Source organism: Mesorhizobium sp. ORS 3428 (genome assembly GCF_001854785.1).
Taxonomy (GTDB): domain Bacteria; phylum Pseudomonadota; class Alphaproteobacteria; order Rhizobiales; family Rhizobiaceae; genus Mesorhizobium.
Genome location: NZ_MDFL01000133.1, coordinates 24,257 through 44,207, shown reverse-complemented (window position 1 = coordinate 44,207; position 19,951 = coordinate 24,257). Strand labels below are relative to the sequence as shown.

General features: G+C 63.4%; 22 protein-coding genes and 1 tRNA gene. 8 read left to right on the top strand and 15 right to left on the bottom strand.

Annotation, left to right across the window (positions count from 1 at the left end; genetic code table 11):
- The first annotated feature begins 303 nt into the window (after nucleotides 1-303).
- On the top strand, nucleotides 304-2,109 hold the full coding sequence (locus ORS3428_RS22760; protein WP_083355259.1) for an ABC transporter ATP-binding protein: 1,806 nt from the start codon (nucleotides 304-306) through the stop codon (nucleotides 2,107-2,109).
- A gap of 53 nt (nucleotides 2,110-2,162) precedes the next feature.
- On the opposite strand, the gene ORS3428_RS22755 is transcribed toward ORS3428_RS22760, so the two are convergent.
- From ORS3428_RS22755 to ORS3428_RS22720, 8 genes are all read right to left on the bottom strand, one after another.
- Complete coding sequence (locus ORS3428_RS22755) at nucleotides 2,163-2,474, bottom strand: PilZ domain-containing protein (protein WP_071100538.1); 312 nt, start codon at nucleotides 2,472-2,474, stop codon at nucleotides 2,163-2,165.
- Between the two features lie 113 nt (nucleotides 2,475-2,587).
- The gene (locus ORS3428_RS22750; RefSeq protein WP_071100537.1) at nucleotides 2,588-3,076 is read right to left on the bottom strand and encodes an NUDIX hydrolase; all 489 of its coding nucleotides are present in this window, start codon (nucleotides 3,074-3,076) and stop codon (nucleotides 2,588-2,590) included.
- A gap of 203 nt (nucleotides 3,077-3,279) precedes the next feature.
- Nucleotides 3,280-3,780 carry a xanthine phosphoribosyltransferase gene (gene gpt / locus ORS3428_RS22745; protein ID WP_071100536.1) on the bottom strand — a complete coding sequence of 167 codons (501 nt, stop codon included), beginning with the start codon at nucleotides 3,778-3,780 and terminating at the stop codon, nucleotides 3,280-3,282.
- A gap of 214 nt (nucleotides 3,781-3,994) precedes the next feature.
- A complete protein-coding gene (locus ORS3428_RS22740) occupies nucleotides 3,995-4,828 on the bottom strand; it encodes a universal stress protein (protein WP_071100535.1) in 834 nt (277 codons plus the stop codon).
- Between the two features lie 152 nt (nucleotides 4,829-4,980).
- On the bottom strand, nucleotides 4,981-5,721 hold the full coding sequence (locus tag ORS3428_RS22735; RefSeq protein WP_071100534.1) for a competence/damage-inducible protein A: 741 nt from the start codon (nucleotides 5,719-5,721) through the stop codon (nucleotides 4,981-4,983).
- A gap of 204 nt (nucleotides 5,722-5,925) precedes the next feature.
- A complete protein-coding gene (locus ORS3428_RS22730) occupies nucleotides 5,926-6,165 on the bottom strand; it encodes a DUF2188 domain-containing protein (RefSeq protein WP_071100533.1) in 240 nt (79 codons plus the stop codon).
- Between the two features lie 31 nt (nucleotides 6,166-6,196).
- On the bottom strand, nucleotides 6,197-6,475 hold the full coding sequence (locus ORS3428_RS22725; RefSeq protein ID WP_071100532.1) for a DUF982 domain-containing protein: 279 nt from the start codon (nucleotides 6,473-6,475) through the stop codon (nucleotides 6,197-6,199).
- 235 nt (nucleotides 6,476-6,710) lie between these two features.
- The gene (locus ORS3428_RS22720) at nucleotides 6,711-7,814 is read right to left on the bottom strand and encodes an NADH:flavin oxidoreductase/NADH oxidase (protein ID WP_071100531.1); all 1,104 of its coding nucleotides are present in this window, start codon (nucleotides 7,812-7,814) and stop codon (nucleotides 6,711-6,713) included.
- A 153-nt stretch (nucleotides 7,815-7,967) separates the two neighbouring features.
- On the opposite strand from ORS3428_RS22720, the gene ORS3428_RS22715 reads away from it, so the two are divergent.
- Nucleotides 7,968-8,546, top strand: coding sequence for an NUDIX domain-containing protein (locus ORS3428_RS22715; protein ID WP_071100530.1), 579 nt, complete (start codon nucleotides 7,968-7,970; stop codon nucleotides 8,544-8,546).
- 88 nt (nucleotides 8,547-8,634) lie between these two features.
- Nucleotides 8,635-8,720, top strand: a tRNA-Leu gene (locus tag ORS3428_RS22710).
- A 301-nt stretch (nucleotides 8,721-9,021) separates the two neighbouring features.
- On the opposite strand, the gene ORS3428_RS22705 is transcribed toward ORS3428_RS22710, so the two are convergent.
- From ORS3428_RS22705 to ORS3428_RS22695, 3 genes are all read right to left on the bottom strand, one after another.
- Nucleotides 9,022-9,687 carry an outer membrane protein gene (locus tag ORS3428_RS22705; protein ID WP_071100529.1) on the bottom strand — a complete coding sequence of 222 codons (666 nt, stop codon included), beginning with the start codon at nucleotides 9,685-9,687 and terminating at the stop codon, nucleotides 9,022-9,024.
- A gap of 91 nt (nucleotides 9,688-9,778) precedes the next feature.
- Nucleotides 9,779-9,991 carry a hypothetical protein gene (locus ORS3428_RS22700; RefSeq protein ID WP_071100528.1) on the bottom strand — a complete coding sequence of 71 codons (213 nt, stop codon included), beginning with the start codon at nucleotides 9,989-9,991 and terminating at the stop codon, nucleotides 9,779-9,781.
- A gap of 54 nt (nucleotides 9,992-10,045) precedes the next feature.
- Nucleotides 10,046-10,897: an alpha/beta fold hydrolase gene (locus ORS3428_RS22695; protein ID WP_071100527.1), complete on the bottom strand. Its 852-nt coding sequence runs from the start codon at nucleotides 10,895-10,897 to the stop codon at nucleotides 10,046-10,048.
- A gap of 149 nt (nucleotides 10,898-11,046) precedes the next feature.
- Here ORS3428_RS22695 and ade point away from each other — a divergent pair, with 149 nt between their 5' ends.
- Entirely contained in the window at nucleotides 11,047-12,864 is a 1,818-nt protein-coding gene (ade, locus tag ORS3428_RS22690; RefSeq protein ID WP_071100526.1) for an adenine deaminase, read from the top strand.
- Nucleotides 12,865-12,875: 11 nt separating this feature from the next.
- On the opposite strand, the gene ORS3428_RS22685 is transcribed toward ade, so the two are convergent.
- Both ORS3428_RS22685 and ORS3428_RS22680 read right to left on the bottom strand, forming a co-directional pair.
- Entirely contained in the window at nucleotides 12,876-14,039 is a 1,164-nt protein-coding gene (locus ORS3428_RS22685; RefSeq protein ID WP_071100525.1) for an alpha/beta hydrolase, read from the bottom strand.
- A 117-nt stretch (nucleotides 14,040-14,156) separates the two neighbouring features.
- Nucleotides 14,157-15,209: an alpha/beta hydrolase gene (locus tag ORS3428_RS22680; RefSeq protein ID WP_071100557.1), complete on the bottom strand. Its 1,053-nt coding sequence runs from the start codon at nucleotides 15,207-15,209 to the stop codon at nucleotides 14,157-14,159.
- 285 nt (nucleotides 15,210-15,494) lie between these two features.
- Between ORS3428_RS22680 and ilvA the strand changes: the two genes are divergently transcribed.
- Both ilvA and ORS3428_RS22670 read left to right on the top strand, forming a co-directional pair.
- Nucleotides 15,495-16,751 (top strand): threonine ammonia-lyase IlvA, encoded by a 1,257-nt coding sequence (gene ilvA / locus ORS3428_RS22675; RefSeq protein ID WP_071100524.1) that lies wholly within the window; start codon nucleotides 15,495-15,497, stop codon nucleotides 16,749-16,751.
- An 11-nt stretch (nucleotides 16,752-16,762) separates the two neighbouring features.
- Nucleotides 16,763-17,320: a DUF1697 domain-containing protein gene (locus ORS3428_RS22670; protein WP_071100523.1), complete on the top strand. Its 558-nt coding sequence runs from the start codon at nucleotides 16,763-16,765 to the stop codon at nucleotides 17,318-17,320.
- 3 nt (nucleotides 17,321-17,323) lie between these two features.
- On the opposite strand, the gene ORS3428_RS22665 is transcribed toward ORS3428_RS22670, so the two are convergent.
- Together ORS3428_RS22665 and gloA are read right to left on the bottom strand one after the other, a co-directional pair.
- Entirely contained in the window at nucleotides 17,324-17,611 is a 288-nt protein-coding gene (locus tag ORS3428_RS22665) for a DUF2218 domain-containing protein (RefSeq protein WP_071100522.1), read from the bottom strand.
- 231 nt (nucleotides 17,612-17,842) lie between these two features.
- Nucleotides 17,843-18,283 (bottom strand): lactoylglutathione lyase, encoded by a 441-nt coding sequence (gene gloA / locus ORS3428_RS22660; RefSeq protein WP_071100556.1) that lies wholly within the window; start codon nucleotides 18,281-18,283, stop codon nucleotides 17,843-17,845.
- A 279-nt stretch (nucleotides 18,284-18,562) separates the two neighbouring features.
- Here gloA and ORS3428_RS22655 point away from each other — a divergent pair, with 279 nt between their 5' ends.
- Both ORS3428_RS22655 and ORS3428_RS22650 read left to right on the top strand, forming a co-directional pair.
- Nucleotides 18,563-19,135: a cold shock domain-containing protein gene (locus ORS3428_RS22655; RefSeq protein ID WP_172833718.1), complete on the top strand. Its 573-nt coding sequence runs from the start codon at nucleotides 18,563-18,565 to the stop codon at nucleotides 19,133-19,135.
- A 296-nt stretch (nucleotides 19,136-19,431) separates the two neighbouring features.
- Entirely contained in the window at nucleotides 19,432-19,944 is a 513-nt protein-coding gene (locus ORS3428_RS22650; protein WP_071100520.1) for a DUF192 domain-containing protein, read from the top strand.
- Nucleotides 19,945-19,951: the final 7 nt, after the last annotated feature.

Genomic DNA, 19,951 nt, shown 5'->3' with positions numbered 1-19,951 from the left:
ACGACTGCTCGGCTTGGCGCCAACCGAAGCATCCCTATAAGAGCCCTTCCGCGATTCCCCTCTGGGAGGACCGTATGGCAGGATTCGACATCGTCACGCGAGGCCGCGAAGCTTAGCTCCGCACTGGCTGCCCGAAGCCTCTTCGGAAAGCCGGACGCAGAACAGGCTTTCGCTGCCGGTCGCCGCCCGCGGGCGGGCGTCCAACCATACCAAACCTCCGCATTCCCAGGCGCCCATCGCGCCGACGCGGATTTTCCAATTTGACTTTGCCGGGACCGGGCCTGTCTGCGCCCGGATGACATTATGACTCGTTTCAAGATCGATCTGCGCGCGAGCGCCTTTCGCAGCGTGCTCGGCTTCACGTTCGGCCATTGGAGCCGCCAGCCGTGGCGGCTGTCGCTCATCATGGGCGCATTCCTGCTCTCGACGCTCGCCGACGTGCTGACGCCGCTCTATTCCGGGCGGCTGGTCGATGCCGTCGCCAGCAGCGCCGGCGCCGACGAGGTCGCGTGGCACGCAGCAATGACGGCATTCTCCGTCCTGATGGCGCTGGCGCTTGCCGGCGTGGTGCTGCGCAACGCCGCTTTCATCGGGATCGTCGAGCTCACGCTCAAAATGATGTCGGACATCGCAGCCGACGCCTTCCACCGGGTGCAGCGCTTCTCGACGGACTGGCACGCCAACAGCTTTGCCGGATCGACGGTGCGCAAGATCACGCGCGGCATGTGGGCGCTCGACCTGCTCAACGACACGATCCTGATAGCGCTGCTGCCGTCGGTCGTCATGCTGGTCGGCTCGACGCTGCTGCTCGGCTGGTTCTGGCCGATGATGGGACTGGCGGTCGCCACCGGCTCGCTGCTGTTCATCGCAGGCACGACCATGCTGTCGCTCGGCTATGTCRCTCCGGCGGCGCGGCTCGCCAACAGCTGGGACACCCGCCTCGGCGGCGCGCTGGCCGACGCTGTGAGCTGCAACGCGGTGGTCAAGGGCTTTGGCGCCGAAGTCCGCGAGGAGGCGCGTCTTGCCCGCGTCGTCGCCAAATGGCGCCTGCGCACCGGCCGCACCTGGGTGCGCGGCACGGTCAACGGCACCACGCAGAGCACCATGCTGATGCTGCTGAGGGCCGCCGTCATCGGTCTCGCCCTCATGCTGTGGTCATGGGGCCAGGCGAGCGCCGGCGATGTCGCCTTCGTGCTGACGTCGTTCTTCGTCCTGCAAGGCTATTTGCGCGACATCGGCACGCATATCCGCAACCTGCAGCGCTCGATCAACGACATGGAGGAACTGGTCGACTTCCAGTCCGAGCCGCTCGGCATCGAGGACCGGCCTGGTGCTGCGCCGATCCGGATCACCGACGGCCGCATCATGTTCGACAAGGTGACGTTCCATTACGGCAATCACCGGCTGCCGCTCTATCGCGACTTCTCGGCCGCGATCGCCGCGGGCGAGCGCATCGGACTGGTCGGCCATTCGGGATCGGGCAAGACGACCTTCGTCAAGCTGATCCAGCGCCTCTATGACGTTAATGGGGGCCGGATCCTGATCGACGGCCAGGACATCTCACAGGTTGGGCAGGCATCGCTGCGCAGCCAGATCGCCATCGTGCAGCAGGAGCCGATCCTGTTCCACCGGTCGCTGGCCGAGAACATCGCCTATGCCAGGCCGGGAGCCACGCAGGCCGAGATAGAACATGCGGCGAAGCTCGCCAGCGCGCACGACTTCATCGTCAACCTGCCCAAGGGCTACGGAACCCTGGTCGGCGAGCGCGGCGTGAAACTGTCGGGCGGCGAGCGCCAGCGCGTGGCAATCGCGCGCGCCTTCCTTGCCGATGCGCRCATCCTGATCCTCGACGAGGCGACATCGAGCCTCGATTCGGAATCGGAGGTGCTTATCCAGAAGGCGATGGAGCGGCTGATGGTCGGACGCACAACATTGGTCATCGCACACCGGCTCTCGACCGTGYGGGCGCTCGACCGGCTGTTGGTCTTCGACCGCGGCCGCATCATCGAGGAGGGCTCGCATGACGAATTGATCCGCCTGAATGGCGGCGTCTATCGGCGCCTGTTCGAGCGCCAGGCGCTCGAACTGACCAAGGGACTCGTCATGTAGAAAGGTCGGCATCCGGCTTCGGCCGGATGCCTCTTGCCTTCACAAGCCGGCCGTCAGCCGTAATGCAGCTTGGGCTTGGGCTCAGTGCCGGTAAACTTCACGCCGACGCGGTCGCTGCGGCGCCAGCAGACTTCGGCCCGATAGGCCACGCCATCGACCGGCACATAGAGCAGGAAACGATCGGGAACGCGCGATTCYGGCGCCACTTTCAGTTCGGCGCCTCCAGCGTGTTGATTCCGCAACGTGCAGCGCACCTCGGAGTTCTGGATGCTGGTGATGATCGTGCCGCCTTTGAGCACGCGCTGGCGGTGCTCGCGCCGGCTTTCGCCCGACTGCTCTTCGAGTGGTTGTGCGGTATTGGTCATTGATCAACGTCGTTGGCCGAATCGGCATTTCGCAGCAACCAAACCATCGATATCCCCGCACGGCAATGCGGGGACTGCCCATCAGGCTGCATATTTAATTATATATCGGCGACTTAGGCGAATCTATGCGGATCGGCGCAGAAATAGGCGATGATCTGGCAAAGATCGGGCTCGTTCACCATGCGAACGGCCTCGGCGGAGCCGACCCATTTGCGTGTGCGTGCACGCTTCTCCTTCCACCGGTCGGCAACGCGGTCGACCCTGAGCGGAAACACCAGGACTTCACAAGGCACCTCCTCGCCGGATGCGAGCACCTTGCCGTAGAAATACCGGCCGGCCTCGAGATGGGAGACGGCGCCGTGCAACCCTGCTTCTTCGCCCGCTTCCCGGGCGGCCGCCTCGCAAAGCGGCTCTCTGGCCTCCGGCCATCCTTTGGGCAGAATCCAGCGTCCCGTGTCGCGGCTGGTGATCAGCATGATCTCGACGCCGCGCTCCGTCTCGCGCCAGGGCAGGGCGGCGACCTGCAGGCGACAGGGCGCCGTGCCGAAGAGCCGCCGGACCCTTTCGGCCATGTGGTTGTGCGTTGCCGGCCTCGTCAACATCGAAGAAGCTGCCTCAGCCCCAGAATCGTTTGCCAACTCAAGAATCTTACGGCGGATTATTAGCTTTAAAAGTAAAAAACTTCACTCGACTGGGAAAATTCCACCAGAAAAAGTCGATGTGACAAAGTAATTGTGCTCACAAGGCGCCATTCCGGGGCATGAGCCTGCCTTCGAACCCGGGCTCCTTGGAAAATACGGTCCGCTCAGCCGGCGTGATCGTCGGCGATCGGCTTCTGGTAAGTGAAGCCCATATCCCACGGGAAGTAGATCCAGGTGTCCTGGCTGACCTCGGTGACGAATGTATCGACCAGCGGCCGGCCTTTCGGCTTGGCGTAGACGGTCGCGAAATGCGCTTTCGGCATCATGGCGCGCACGATACCCGCCGTCTTGCCGGTGTCGGTCAGGTCGTCGATGATGAGGACGCCGGCGCCTTCCTCGGCGAGAAGCGAGGGTGAGATTTCCTTCAGCACCTGCAGCTGACCCTGGCTCGTGTAGTCGTGGTAGGAGGCGACGCAAACCGTCTCGATGACGCGGATGCCAAGCTCGCGCGAGATGATAGCGGCGGGCACAAGGCCGCCCCTGGTGATGCAGACGATCGCCTTCCACTGGCCTTTGGCGGTGCCGGAGAGCCGCCAGGCGAGCGCGCGGGCGTCGCGGTGGAACTGGTCCCATGAGACAGGGAAGGCTTTTTCGGGAAGGGACATGGCTCGCGCACTCCGCAGGCGCGCCGTAGCGCGCAAATACAATGGAATGCAGGCGGAATTAGCCGGAAAGCGCCAGCCTTGGCAAGGTGGCAGCGGGCGATGGCTGTGGACTTAAAGCGCGTCGCGCTGAAACGCGTTCAAGCGCAGCGCTATTAAGATCTTGTTTGATGCACGTCTTTGTCCCGAAACCGGTTCCCACTTTCGGGAGACATGCTTATCTCGACAGGAAAGCGGCTATGTTTGCCGTGCGCAGCACGGTGCGGGTAACGCCTCCGAACAGAAGCTGGCGCAGCCAGGAGTGGCTGTAGGCGCCGAGCACCAGAAGATCGGCGCCGGATTCGGCGATCCTCTCCTGGATGATGTCGTCGATCGAGGCTCCGCCCGATTTCTGCACCGAAACGCTGACATTGGCGCCGTGGCGGGACATGGCCGCCGCGATCTCGGCACCCGCCGCCTCGGGAGCCTCGTCCAGCGTCTCCGGCGGATCGATGACGAGGATATCCGTCTTGTCCGCTTCGCTGATGAAGGGCAGGGCGTCGAAGGCGGCGCGCGCGGCCTCCCTGCTGCCGTTCCAGGCAAGCAGCACGCGCCTGAAGGTTGTGACGCGCGGCCCCGCATGCGGCACGACCAACACTGGCCGGCCCGCGTCGTAGACCAGCGTGTCGACGTCGGCGCCCGGATCGCCTCCGGTTTCGCGCTGCGCGGCGATAATCAGATCCRCCGCCCGCACGTTCGATATGCCGGTCAGCGCGCTGTCGCCGGAGAAGCTTTCCAGGCTGCGCCATTCGTAGGACAGGCCGGAATCCTCGATGCGGCTGAGAAAGACCGCCCGCAGCTTGCCGGCGCGCTCCTTGTTCATCTCGGCCGAGACCTGCAGGAATTCCGTATCGGGGAAACCAGTGGCCGAGGTATAGGGGACCGGAAGCGCCTCCGCATGGATGCCGATGAGATGGCTCTCGAACCGCTCGGCAAGCGGAATGGCGCAATCGAGCACGCGCTCGGCGTCCTGTTCGTTCTGGAGAATGGCGACGATTGTCTTGAAGCGCATGACATCCTCAAAAGAAGTGTCGGCGCGACATCATGCGCCTCCGGCCCTCAATTGCCAACGCGYGCGTGCCTTTCCGCGCGTTGCATCCCGGCAAGAAAACGCCAGCGCATCCTGCTTGGTTCCGGTTGGCCGGGAGCTTCGCCGCYGGGCGGTCAGCTCGCGGCCGACAGGCCCGCCACCATCGCTTCCACGTCCCTGCGCGCGGCCTCGAGAGCCTCTCCGCTGYGGGCGCGGACCACGAGTTCGGTCCAGAACTTGCCGTCGCCATATTTCGGATAGGAGCCGATGATTGTGTCGGGATGCGCCTTCTGGATGTCGGCCAGCGGCCCGCCGATCAAGCCTTCGCCGAACGGGCAATGCACGGTGGCCGACAACATCTTGGCGCCCGTCCTCAGTGTCGGCACGACATTGTCGAGCATCGCCTGGAAGATCGACGGCACGCCCGCCATCACGTGAACATTGCCGATGCGGAAGCCGGGCGCCATCGATACCGGATTGTCGATGTGGTCGGCGCCGCGCGGCATCCGCGCCATGCGTTTGCGCGCCTCGGTGAATTCGATGCCGCGCTGGGCATAGCTTGCCTGGAGCATGGCATAGGCCTTGGCGTCGTATTCGCAGGGCACGCCGAAGGCCCTGGCGACGGAATCGGCGGTGATGTCGTCATGCGTCGGGCCGATGCCGCCCGTCGTGAAGAGGTAGGTGTAGCGGGCGCGCAGGGCATTCACCGCGGCGACGATCTCGTCCTCCTCGTCGGGGACAATGCGCACTTCCTTAAGGTCGATGCCGATCACGGTCATGATATCGGCGAGATGGCCGATGTTCTTGTCTTTGGTGCGGCCGGAGAGAATCTCGTCGCCGATGACGAGCATGGCGGCGGTGACGATTTCAGGCATGGCTCACTCCGGCAACAAGGCCGCCTGAAATAGCGCGGCGGGCAGCCCGCCGCAATCAGCAAGCGTATGGGCTCTTGTGGCAGAGACCGTTGCAGGCAAGGTGCGCCGGTCCGGATGTGCCGGCGGGGCGGTCGACGCTAAGGTTGGGCTTCGTCGGTCGCGGCGCCGGCATGACGCCTCGGCATTAATCCGAGACTGTGGTCGTCAGTCCGAGACTTCGGTCTGGGGTCGGTCGCGGCCGTCGGCCAGTTCGTCGTGCCAGACACCTTCGGAATCCTCATACTGGATGCCGTCGGTGGTGCCGGCCACCTGCTGCTCGGCCGACGCAATTTCGGCGGCGCGCAACGCGTCCTGATGCGTGGGAAATGTTTCTGAGTAAGTCGAGCCGACCTTGTAGGCCCAACCGCCGTCATGCTCGACGATCTTGTAAGTCAGTTTCGCCATGGAATCCTCCGGTCGARAAACCACTGCTTGCTCAATGCAGTTGTTCGTCAGGCAACCTGTCTTCGGGAACCAGCACTTCGGATTCCTCGGCTGCCTCGATCAATGCGCGGCGTGCATCCGCCGTCGAACGATAACCTTCCAGCGCCTTGAGGCAAGTGTCGAGAGCATCACGATGCCGCTGACCGCGATTGAGCGGCCATACCGTCATCAGGCACTCGGCGGCTTCGCAGGTGCTGCGGATGTGGCGATATTTGCCGACATGGCCGAGCTCGACCACCACCGGCTTTTCAAATGGCTTGCTGTCTGTCATGGCGCGCCAACGCAAAACGGCCGATTTGGTTGCAATCGTGGCGGGACCCCTGCGCCCAAAGGTCTCAGCCCCTGCGTCGGGCCAACCGGTTCAGCTTTTCAACGGGGCGCCGATCTCGTCCGCGTGTTGATTTTGCGCATTCAAGGCGCTTCGCACTGTCCTGGAATTGCACTCTTGTTATCGCAATTCCGGACGGGAAACCGCTTCGCACTTTTCCTGCAATTGCTCCGGAAACTCAGCCGGCCGCCTTCATCCAGTGCTGCATCGTCGTCACCGAGCGCGCCAGCTGCGGCGCCGGGCGGATTTGCTCGCCAAACGTCGCCGCCGCGCGCCAGCCCCAGCGCGGATCGGCGAGGAATGCGCGCGCCAGCGCGACCATGTCGGCACGCCCGTCGGCGACGATCGCTTCGGCCTGTTTGGGATCATCGATCAGTCCCACCGCGCGGGTCGGGATGCCGGCGCCCTTGCGCACGGCCTCCGCCAGATGCACCTGATAGCCGGGACCGCCGGGCAGCTTCTGCAATGGCGAATTGCCGCCGCTGGAGCAGCAGAGATAAGCGACGCCCTCCGCCTTCAGCGCGTTGGCCACCTCGATCGCATCTTCGACGTCGAAGCCGCCGTCTACCCATTCCTTCACCGAAAGGCGCGCGCCAAGCATCAGGTTCGGAACAGCTGTCTTTACCGCCCTGACGATCTCGATAAGGAAGCGCATGCGGTTCTCCAGCGATCCGCCCCAGCGGTCGGCGCGCTGGTTGGAAAGCGGCGAAAGGAACTGAAAGATCAGATAGCCGTGCGCGGCGTGCAGCTCGATGAAGTCGAAGCCGGCGCGCTCCGCCCGCTTGGCCGCGTCGGCGAAGCGTTGGATGACCTGCTGGATCTCGTCCTCCTCCAGGGCGTGGGGCACTTGCCAGCCCGTGTCGTAGGCGATCGCCGAGGCCGATACGATCGGCCAGGGATCCTGGTCCGGCTCCAGCGGCCCGCCGCCTTCCCATGGGCGCCGGCAAGAGGCCTTGCGCCCGGCATGGGCGAGCTGGACGCCGAATTGGGTACCGGGCGCGGCGACGCGCCTGGCGGCATCGAGCGTGCGCTTGGCCGCCGCCTCATTGTCGTCGGAGTAAAGGCCAAGGCAGCCATGCGAGATGCGGCCGCGCCGCTCGACGTCGGTCATCTCGACGGTCACCATGCCGGCGCCGGACAAGGCCAGGTTCATCCAGTGGTAAAGATGCCAGTCGCTGGCGGAGCCGTCCTTCGCAGAATACTGGCACATCGGCGCTACCGCTATGCGGTTTGGGAAGGTGAGGTCGCCGAGGGTGATCGGCTGGAAAAGCGATGAGGTCATGAAGCGGGCTCCTGGGAGATATCGCTATCTAGGAAGTTGCGGCAGTTCGCGCCAGACGCGAGCCGGTGAAAGTCTTGCTGGACCAGACGGTTCCCGGATTGTGCCGGTGCCGGTTCGTCGCTAACCGTTGCTACCGTCGGCAAGGAGTTCGCCATGGAAGATCGTGTCCGCATCCGCTCTGAAGAAGTTCTGTCCGATGACTGGGCTGTGCTGAAGAAGACAGTATTCGACTATCGCCGCCGCGACGGGCGCTGGGAGACGCAGATCCGCCAGACCTATGACCGCGGCGACGGCGCGGTGATCCTGCCCTTCGATCCGGAGCGTTCGACGGTGCTTCTGGTGCGGCAGTTCCGCTATCCGGCCTATGTCAGCGGCCATCGCGAGCCGCTGATCGAGGCCTGCGCCGGCCTGCTTGATGAAAATGATCCCGAAACCTGCATCCGCAAGGAAGCGGAAGAGGAACTCGGCTATCGGCTCAAGGACGTGGAGCGGCTGTTCACGCCGTTCATGAGTCCCGGCAGCGTGACGGAACGACTCTGGTTCTTCGTTGCGCGCTATTCGCCGGCCGACCGCATCTCCGACGGCGGCGGAGCGCCGGAGGAGGGCGAGGACATCGAAGTTCTGGAGATGTCACTCGACGACGCGCTCGCCGCGATTGCCGACGGCCGCATCGTCGACGCCAAGACCATCATCCTGATCCAGCACCTGAAGTTGAACCCGATCGTCGCATGAAGGGCCGTGAACCTTACGCTTGAAGGGCGGCTTCGCCACAATATCATGGCTTGACGGTTCATGTCTGGCATCTGAAAAGGGCTCGCCTGCGGACGTGGCGGAATTGGTAGACGCAAGGGACTTAAAATCCCTCGATCTCTGATCGTACGGGTTCGATTCCCGTCGTCCGCACCAGCAACGACGATGTTCGACTGTGCAAAAGCACGACAATTCAAAATGCCGCCGCGGCGATTTCGGCCCGATTCCGAAGAGTTCAAAAAGGCCAGTGCGGCGACGATCGGCCGGCTTATCGCCTTAGCCGCAGGGATGGCCCGGGATAGTGGCGCGATCACGGAATTTCGGATTCCAAACGCCGCGCTAGGGTCGCCCTCGCGGTGGACTTGATCCGCCGAGGCCGGCGTCTTTCAGGTTCCCCTACCCATTCCCCCGCCCCCTGCGGGCGCCGGCCACTCCAATTGCGCTGCTCTCCCGCAGTTCAAAATTTGTAGCTGAAGTTCACGCCTAGCGTGTGCAGCTTCAGGTCCTGGTCGCGGTCGGAGAAGCCGTCCGGGGCGTCGAAATGTTCCTTGCCGAAATCGTAGTAGCGGTACTGCGCGCCGACGACGACATTGTTGGTGAGCGCATAATCGACGCCGGCGCCGATCGTCCAGCCGGCGTCCGTGCGTGTCTTGGCGAAGCTGGCGCCGGCGTTCTGCGAGGTTTCGATACCGGCAAAGGCGACGCCGCCGACGCCGTAGATCAGCCAGCGATCGACCGAGAACCCGGCCTCGGCATTGACCGATCCCAGCCATTTGACGTCAGTGCCGACGGAATTTGCGGGTGCGAGCAGGGCCGAACCGTCGATCGAGGAATAGCTGAGCTCGGCCCGCGCACCGATTACTGCCTGGTTGAACTGCCAGAGACCGGCGACATGGCCACCGACAAAGCCGCCATCGAGATCCGGCGAAGCGGCGAACGGCGCGCCTTCCGTGCCGGAAATGTCGGAGCGGCCCCAGCCATAGCCGGCCTGAAGACCGGCGTAGTAGCCTGTCCAGTCGAAACCGGGCGCAGTCATGGGTAGGTCCGCGCCTAAGTCCGCTGCCAGGGCCGACCCGGACAGCAGGGCAAAAAAGCCGGCACTGGCAAGTGTCAGCCGACGCATCGAGCGCTCCGAAATGGCGGTTCCGAAAGTCTCCTCGGCGCAACCTAACCTTATTCACAGCAAAACGGTATTGCGTTTCTGCAACAGTGGTTTACGTCGGTGGATTGCGGACGCGGTCTTCCAGATCGCGCTGCCTTTCTTCCTTCGAGGCAAGCCGGCTGAAGGCATATTCGGCAAGAATAGAGCCGGCGACGAGGATCAGGACTGGCGCGACCCAAGTCCAGAAGGAATGCAAGGCGAAAAAGGCCAGACCCGCGAGAGCGGCCGACAGCGCGAAAATTGCCAACCTGATCTTCTGTGCCATCTCTTGCCAATCCGACCGATCAGGAAGCCGGCATCGGCCGGCTTCAATTCCGGGTTATTTGGCGTCAATGAAATCCAGCACCGCCTTACTGTATTCGTCCGGCGCCTGCAGCATCGCGAAATGGCTGGCGTTGGGAAGGATGATCAGCTTCGCGCCGGGAATGGCGGAGGCCATGTATTCGGTGTGCGCGCGCTTGATCGCCTCGTCATGGTCGCCTGCGACGATGGCGGTCGGCGTCGTGATCTTGCCCAACTGTTCCTTCGTCCAGGCCGGTTGCGACTCCCACATGTGGCTGATCTGCGCGACGAAGGCGTCATACTGGTCCGGCGTCTTGGACAGTCTCTTGTAGTCGCGTCCGGAGCGATCGATGTAGGCGGCAAAGGTCTTGTTGGTCAGGACGCCCGGGTCCACCCCATCGGTGGTGACATTTGCGGCTTGCGCAAAAAGCCGCGTCAGGCGCTCCGGATGATGGAGTGCAATGTCGATACCGATGATGCCGCCATCGCTCCAGCCGACAAGGGCGGTCCTGTCTATCTTGAGATAATCCAGCAGCGCCAGGTAATCCGAAGCCATCAGATCGTAGCCATAGGGCTCATCGGTCCGCGTCGAGCGACCATGGCCGCGGCTATCGGCGACGACCACCTTGTGGGTCTTGGAGAGGGTGGCCACTTGGCTCGCCCAGATATCGGCATGGCCGAGACCRCCATGGATTAGCAGCACCGGGTCGCCCTTGCCGAAAACGRCGTAATACATCTGGATGCCGTTGACCGGCGCATAGCCGCTTTGCTCAGGCTTCGGCATCGGTGCAGGCTCCGGCAGCGTCTGCCACCGTTCCTCGGCGGTGGCGAGCGCGGTCGATGCGACGAACAGGATGACGGTAGCGAACGCTTTCCAGAGACGGGTCATTTTCCCTCCGACGGTTCCCTTCGAGCTCAGAATCGCCTTCTGCCTGGAATAGTCAACAAGCCCGGCGTTTCGCCGATGATCGGCAGGCGAAGGGCTCTGGCTCAGCACGCCGACATTTGCGAGACTGGACGCAACAGAGGACGCAGCAAATGACCAATATGGAACCCGCAAGCGGTGCAAACCCGAGGTCCTGGACCGAGGTGGCGACGCATCTGGTCGACGTCGCGATGGGGCGCAAGCCGGCCGACCTCGTGATCCGCAACGGACGCTGGGTGAATGTCCATTCGGGCGAGATCATTCCCGGCACGGATATTGCTATCGCTGCCGGCCGTTTCGCCTATTGCGGGCCCAATGCAGACCACGCGATCGGGCTGGGGACCAAGGTGGTCGATGCCGGCGGCCGCTATCTGGTGCCTGGGCTGTGCGATGCGCACATGCATGTCGAGAGCGGCATGGTGACGGTGACGGAATTCTGCCGCGCGGTGATCCCGCACGGCACCACCTCGATGTTCATCGACCCGCATGAGATCGCCAATGTCCTGGGCCTGCCGGGCGTTCGGCTGATGCATGACGAGGCGGTGGCGATGCCGATCAACGTGCATGTGCAGATGCCGTCCTGCGTGCCTTCGGCGCCGGGCCTGGAACATGCCGGCGCGGAACTTACGGTCGCCGACGTTGCCGAGGCGATGACCTGGGAGAACATCATCGGCCTTGGCGAGGTAATGAATTTTCCGGGCGTCGCCGCCAATGATCCGGTGATGTCGGGAGAGATCGCCGCGACGGTCAAGGCCGGCAAGACGGTCGGCGGCCATTATGCCTCGCGCGATCTCGGCCTGCCCTTCCACGGCTATGCCGCGGGCGGCGCAGAGGACGACCATGAAGGCACGCGCGCTGAGGACGCGATCGCCCGGGTGCGCCAGGGCATGAAGGCGATGCTGAGGCTGGGTTCGGCCTGGTATGACGTCGCGGCACAGATCAAGGCGGTGACCGAGGGCGGCATCGACCCGCGCAACTTCATCCTGTGCACCGACGACAGCCATTCCGGCACGCTGGTGCATGAGGGGCATATGGACCGCGTGGTGCGGCACGCCATCAGCCAGGGCCTGAAGCCGGTGACCGCGATCCAGATGGCGACGCTCAACACCGCCCAGCATTTCAGGCTGGAGCGCGAGATCGGCTCGATCGCGCCGGGCCGRCTGGCCGACCTTTTGATCGTCTCCGATCTCGCCCAGATGGCAATAGACGAGGTCTATGGGCGCGGCGTCCGGCTGGCGAAGGCCGGCAAACTCGAGATCGACATTCCGGCGTACGACTATCCGCAGACAGCCAAGAACACGGTCAAGCTCGGCAAGAGGCTCAAGGCCGCGGACTTCGACCTCACGGCGCCGCAGGGCGCCAACGAGGTTCGAGCGCGCGTCATCGGCGTGATCGAGAACCAGGCGCCGACGCGGGCACTTGAAGCCGACCTGCCGGTCGAGGACGGGCTGGTCGGCATGGATCGCCGCAACGACATCTGCCAGATCGCCCTGGTGGAGCGCCACAGGGGCACGGGCGGCGTCACCAACGCCTTCGTGTCCGGGTTCGGCTATGTGGAGGACTGCGCGATGGCCTCGAGCGTGGCGCATGACGCGCATCACATCATCGTCGTCGGCACCAATAAGGAAGACATGGCGCTCGCCGTCAATCGGCTGAGCGAGGTCGGCGGCGGCGTCGTGCTCTACTCGAAGGGCAAGGAACTGGCGCTGGTCGAAATGCCGATCGCCGGGCTGATGTCGGATGAGCGCGCCGAGATCGTCGCCGCCAAGGCCGAGCAACTGACGGAAGCCATGCGCAAGATGGGCTGCTCGCTCAACAACGCCTACATGCAGCATTCGCTGCTGGCGCTGGTGGTCATTCCTGAACTCAGGATTTCGGACGTCGGCCTGGTCGACGTGACGACGTTCCGGAAGGTCGACCTGTTTGTTTGAAGCGCTGCCGRCTAGCCGCCGGTGGCGATGGTCAGCACTTTGAACGGCGTGGTGATGACCACCTCGGCGACGGACCCGACCGCCTTRCCGAGACCCTGGCCGATATTGTTGAGCTGCGCCGGATCGGGCTCATCGGAGGCCAGGCCGGCCGGCGTGCGCAGCCGGTTGCCAAGCAGTTGCACCAGGATCGGATTGTCGGCGAACTTGGCGTGATTCAACCGGTCGGCGCCTTTGGTTTGAGTGAGGTCGACGACCGTCACGCCATAGTTGGCGAGATCGGCAGCGTTGCCGTAGTCGCCGACGCGCGGCTTGTCGCCGGAAATGAAGCTGGACAGCTTGAGCGCCCGGTCGTCGCCGGACAGCAGGATGGCAAACGGCTTGTCGGGCTTGCCATAACGGATCATCTGCTTCTTGAAGACGTCGACATCGATGTCGGGCGAGGCAAGGATGACATAGCCGAGCTTGCCGCCCAGATCGCGGTCGCCGGTGATGGCGAGCTGCCGCAAGGCCTCCATCGTCAGCCAGGTTCCCATCGAATGGGCAATGATGTCGATGCTTTTGGCCCGCGTCCTGGCAAGCATCCTCAGCGTCGCTTCAAGGTCGTCGCGCGCGGCAGTGGAACTGTCCTTGTCATAGATGTAGCCGGTCGTCTTGCCGCTCGATGCCCATGAGAACAGCACAGGCGTACCCGGATAGTTCGTATCGTGCGCAATCTGGGTCAGCCGGTAGACGCCGTCGTCGAAACCGTTGTTGAAGCCGTGCACGAACACCAGGGCGCGATCGCCACGCAAGGCGATATCGGCGCCGACGGCCTTGGCGAACTGCGATGCGTCCTTGTAGTAGGCCACATCGGTGGCGGTGAACTGCTTGGCCGGATTGCTGTCGGCCGAGCCCTTGGCGCGCTCGATCGCGCCGACTTGATGCAGCTTGGGAACGGTGACGTCGACGCGGGCGTAGCTGGTGGTCAGCGAGCGGTCGCCGCCGAATACCTGACGAGGATCCTTGGTTGCCGGCTGGCGGGTCGTGGCGACGAAGATTTCGTGCTTGGCCGCTATGTCCGATGCCGGCACCGCAACCGCCGTCCGGTTGAGCAGGTCATGCGCGCTCTGACCGGCGCAGCCCGTCAGGGCGAGCGCAACGGCAAGGCCGAGGAGGATTTTCGAACGCACGATCACCCGGGGTCCCCCAAGGGCGGCAAACCTCTCTCTTTACTCCGTTAAAGCCAGAGGCCGGCCCGGTCCAGTTCAAAGTCGACGCAACGCGGCAAGCACGATGCAGTCGGYGAAACACGGTTACTGAGCGCCGAGCTGGCTGATGCGGTCGGTGACGTCGCGGTCGCTGGCAAAGCCGTCGTCCTCGCGCAGCCGCTGGCCGATCATCTTCACCAGCACCGGATTGTCGGCGAATTTTGTGTGGTTGAAGCTGTCGTTGCCCTTGATCTTGGAGAGGTCGACGACGGTCACGCCATAGGAGGCGAGGTCGGCGGCATCCCTGTAATCGCCGACGCGCGGCCGCGAGCCCGCGATCAGGCCGGAGAGCCGGAGCGCGCGATCGTCGTCCGACAGGAGCAGGATGAACGGCTTGTCGGGCTTGCCGTAGCGGCGCATCTGGCTCTTGAAGACGTCGACATCGATGTCGGGCGAGRCCAGCACGACGTCGCCGAGCTTGCCGCCGAGATCACGGTCGCCGGTGATGGCGAGCTGGCGCAGCGTCTCCATCGTCACCCAGGTGCCCATCGAATGCGCGACAATGTCGATGCGCCGCGCGCCCGTCTGCGCGAGCATCCTCAGCGTCACCTCCAGCTGGTCGCGAGCGGCGGCGGCACTTTCCTTGTCATAGACATAGTCGGTGGTCCTGGCGCCCGAGGCCCAGGAAAACAGCACAGGCGTGCCGGGATAGCCGGAATCGTGGACGATCTGGGTGAGGCGGTAGACCGCGTCGTCGAACCCGGTGTTGTAGCCATGGACGAAGACCATGACGCGGCCGCCGCGGGCGTCGATGTCGGCGTTGAGCGCGCTGGCGAATTTCGGCTGCGTGTCGTAGCCGACGACCTCGGAAGCCATGAAATATTTGGTCGGATCGTCCGACTTGCCGCGCGAGCGCCGCTCGATCTGGCCGGTCTGGTGAACCGGCGGCACAGTGACATTGACGCGGGCGTAGTTGAGAGTCGCCGAGCGTTCGCCGTCGAAAACCTTGTTCGGATCGTCGGAGCGCTTGCGCGTGGTGGCGATGAAGATCGAGTGGTTGCCTGCTATCTCGGTCGCCGTCGTCGGCACGACAACGCTGCCCAGGATTTCATGTGTCTGCTGACCCGCGCAACCGGCCATCAAAAGCGCCAGGGCCATGATCAAGATCGTCTTCAAATGCACGTCGAACACATCCACTCCGGCCGCAATTGGCCATCCACCTCCGCGAATTCCCCCGGACAGGCGAAGTGCGGCGGAAGTAAGTCCTGTCCAGCGGAAATCTGGTCAGCGCCTGACGACGGYCAAGTCACTGTTGCGCGAAAGCCAAAGTGGGGCAGCGATATCGTTTCCGCCGGAGCACCGAGCCCGGTCGGTGGCCGCAAACATCGATTCGTGCAATAGGCTGGCGGTTCGAACCCGATAACGTCCTAGGGCAGTTTCCTCATGAACAGCTTCTCTTCCCGCGTCGCCAATGCCGCCGAGGCGATCCGCGGGATCTTTCCGGAGACGCCGTTGCAGGAGAACGACTACCTGTCGAAGAAGACAGGTGCCCGGATCCTCTTGAAGCGCGAGGACCTGACGCCGGTGCGTTCCTACAAGATCAGGGGCGCCTTCAATTTCTTTCGCAAGGCGCTCGCCGCCGGCAACAATGCGGAGCTGTTYGTGTGCGCCTCGGCCGGCAATCACGCCCAGGGTTTCGCCTATGTCTGCCGGCATTTCGGCAAAAAGGGCGTGGTGTTCATGCCTGTCACGACGCCGCAGCAGAAGATCGACAAGACGCGGCTGTTCGGCGGCGATTTCGTCGAGATCAGGTTGGTCGGCGACTTCTTCGACGATTGCTACCGTGCCGCCTTCGAATTCACCGAGAGCGCCGGCGCGCATATGGTGCCGCCCTTCGACCACAAGGACATCATCGAAGGCCAGGCGACGGTCGCCTTTGAGATCGCCGCCCAAATGCCCGGCGAGCGCATGCCTGACATCGTCATGCTGCCGGTCGGCGGCGGCGGCCTGGCCGCGGGAGTGACGCACTATTTTTCCGACCGGCATCGCGAAACCCGCTTCGTGTTCTGCGAGCCGGCGGGCGCGCCGAGCCTCAGCGAGAGCCTCGCCAGCGGCAAGCGGGTCAAGCTCGCCAAGGTCGACAATTTCGTCGACGGCGCGGCGGTGGCCGAGATCGGCCGCGAGCCGTTGCGCCATCTCAAGGAATTCACCGCCGACGCCGTGCGCCTCGTCCCGGAGAACCGGCTCTGCGCGACAATGATCGAAATGCTCAATGTCGAAGGAGTGGTGCTGGAGCCGGCCGGCGCATTGGCGATCGATGCGCTCAAGGATTTTTCGCGCAAGGAGATCAGGGGCAAGACCATCGTCGCGGTGGTTTCCGGCGGCAATTTCGACTTCGAGCGCCTGCCGGACGTGAAGGAGCGGGCGCTGCGCTTCGAGGGGCTGAAGAAGTATTTCGTCATCCGCTTCCCGCAGCGGCCGGGTGCATTGCGCGATTTCCTCGAAATGCTCGGCCCGGACGACGACATCACGCGCTTCGAGTACCTCAASAAGTCGGCACGCAATTTCGGTTCGGTGCTGATCGGCATCGAGACCAAGGACCGGCGCAACTTCGACCTGCTGAAGGCCAATTTCGATGCCGAGGGCGTGCAGTATCAGGACATCACCGACAACGAGACGCTGGCGGGGTTCATCATATGAGCGGGCCGACAATGAGCGACAAGGGAACCGTCTTCGTGGCGCTGTTTTYCGGCATCAACGTGGGCGGCAACCGCATCGTCAAGACGGCCGAGCTCAGGTCGTTCTTCGAGGAGTTAGGCTTCAGCGACGTCGCGACCTATGTGCAGAGCGGCAATGTCGTGTTTCGCGCGAAGAAGGGCGACGCGGCATCGCTGGCGAAGCAACTCGAAGCGGCCTTCGAGAAGCAATGGGGGTTCAATTCGCGCATCATGGTGCACGACGCCGGCTGGTTCGAGCGGCTGGCGCAGGACAATCCCTACCCGGAGGTTGCGGGCGAGCCGACCAAGCTGCACGCCTATGTGCTGGAGCGCGAGCCGACCGCGGAAGAGACGAAGCGGCTTGCGGAAAAATGCACCGGCCCGGAGCGCTTCGAAATCAAGGGCGACGTGCTCTACCTGCATGCGCCCGACGGGCTCGGCAAATCGGTCTTCGCCAACCTCATTCCGCGCACGCTGAAAGTGCCGGGCACCGCGCGTAACTGGCGCAGCGTGCTCGCCTTGCTCGAAATGGCGGGCAAGGCCGACGGCTGACGCTCAGGCGATCTTCTGCCAGTCGAAAGTCAGTTCCTCGCGGAAGGCGAAGCGCTTGATGTGGTCGGCGACGACGGTTTCCAGACGCTCGAGCGAGGCAGCATCATCGGCGGCGACCGCGATGTGGAGAGCCTTGTCGTCGGCATCCATCAGGGTGCGGCCGAGCGAAAGCTGGATGGCGCCGTGATGCGGGTCGAACTCGACCGGAAACTTGTGCGCCCAATGCTTGCAGAGCTGCTGCAGATAGCGGCTGGCATGTTCGGTGGCGACATCGGCGCGGCTGGCCAGCATGATATTCTCTCCCGTGGATCAAAAGAAAGGCCAGCCCCGTCTCAGGCTGGCGCCGTTCGCAAATAGATAGGCGTTGTGCGGCGAAGTGCCATCGGTCCGCGGCTAATGCATGTCGCCCAAAAGTGCGCAGCGGTTTTGGGAGAACGACATGCATCAAAACAAAAACTTAAAGCGCGTCGCCTGAGTACGTTTCAGCGCGACGCGCTTTAGATCCGCGTGGATGACCGACGCCTACCAGCTTCCCGTGTTCGGCATCGAGGCCCATGGCTCGGCTTTCGCCTTGGCCGGACCTTTCTGCAGGAGCTCGATCGAGATGCCGTCTGGGGAGCGGATGAAGGCCATGTTGCCGTCGCGCGGCGGCCGGTTGATCGTCACGCCGTTGTCCATCAGCTTCTGGCAGGTGGCGTAGATGTCGTCGACCTCATAGGCGAGGTGACCGAAATTTCGGCCGCCCTTATACTCTTCCGGATCCCAATTGTAGGTCAGTTCGATCAGCGGCGCCTTGGCCGAAATGCCGCTCTGCTCGTCTTCGGGCGCGGCGAGGAAGATCAGCGTGTAGCGTCCCTGCTCGCTCTCGTGTCGACGCACCTCCTTCAGGCCGAGCTTGTTGCAGTAGAAATCGAGCGATTGATCGATATCGGCGATGCGGACCATTGTATGGAGATAGCGCATATCGGGCTCCTCGGAGGGTTGCATTGCGCCGCACCATAGGAGTCGCTCGGCCAAAGGGCAATCGCCGACCGCGGCGGCGGAAATGGCCGGTTTGAAGCTGCGCCATTTGCGTGCAATGGCGCCGGCAAACAACAATCAGTGGTTTCTGGTGTTCAACGGTGAAAAAAGGCACGTCAGGTCTTGCACACCCAGGAAGCCGCAGTGTTAATCTGATGCCAAGAATCAGTTGYGGTTTCAGTTGAAAAAGGGGGCATTCTTATGGGGGAAAAAGCCTCTTTCATGAGGCGGGACGGAAGCCCTGACGACGCCTTGAAGCGGGACAACGGCGGCGACTCCGCCGAGCTTATCGAGATCGCCGGGGCGATCAAATGGTTCGACGTGGCAAAGGGCTACGGCTTCATTCTTCCGGACGACGGCGTCTCGGGTGATATTCTCCTCCATGTGACATGTCTTCGACGGGACGGTTTCCAGACCGCACTGGAAGGGGCGCGTGTCGTCTGCCTCGTCAAGCAAGGCGAGCRTGGCCTGCAGGCTTTCCGCGTCCTTTCCATGGATGCCTCGACCGCCGTGCATCCGGCCGAGCAGGAGCAGCGCAYGCATGTCACCGTGACGGCGGAGAGCGGCCTCGAGCGGGCGCTGGTGAAGTGGTTCAACCGCACCAAGGGTTTCGGATTCCTGACCCGGGGTGAGGGCACCGAGGACATCTTTGTGCACATGGAGACGCTCCGCCGCTACGGCATTACCGAATTGAGGCCGGGCCAGGTCGTGCTGGTTCGCTTCGGGCGCGGCGAGAAGGGCCTTATGGCCGCCGAGATTCACCCCGATATGGGCACCTTGCCGATCTCGCACTGAAGCGCGTCGCGACGCGCTTTGGGTCTTTGTGCCATGTCGTTCTCCCAAGACCGCTTCGCACTCCTGGGCGACATGCATTAAAGCGTGCCGCGATCTTTCAGACTCGCTCCATGCGCTTTAGGCTTTTGATTTTACGCATGTCTTTGTCCCGAAACCGGTTCCCACTTTCGGGAGACATGCTTTAGGCTTCCCGCCAAAATCGAGCTGGCCCCGTCTCGTGCGAGGTCAATGTTGTCCGAAAACCGGTTCCACTCGGCTGGATCATGGTCTAGGAGGAGGCTTGGACGAGGTATCAGATGGCTCACCGCAACTGGCTGACTGCAGGCGCGCTTTGCGCCGCCATCCTTTTGGCTGTCTATTTCAGCGGCTTGAAGCCGAGTTCGGCCGACGGCCAGGCCATGATGCTGCCGGTTGATCCGACACCGCTGGTCGCGGTGACCGGCTCCGGCGAGCGTTCCTTCTCCATCGAGATCGCCGACACTTCCGACGAGCGCGAGGCCGGGCTGATGTTTCGCAAGGACATGGCCGCCGATCACGGCATGCTGTTCGTGTTCGAAAAACCTGGCGACTTGAATTTCTGGATGAAAAACACGCCGATGCCGCTCGATCTCGTCTTCATCGGTCGGGACGGGAAGATCAAGGCGATCAAGCGCGGCGAGCCGGAGTCCGAGGCGATCATCTCATCGGGACAGCCCRTGAGCTTCGTGCTCGAGCTGAAGGCGGGAACAGCCGCCAAGCAAGGTCTCAGGGACGGCGACCTCTTGCGCCACCCGGTGATCGCCAAGGCGTCGGGCGACGGTTCCAATTGACCGCAGC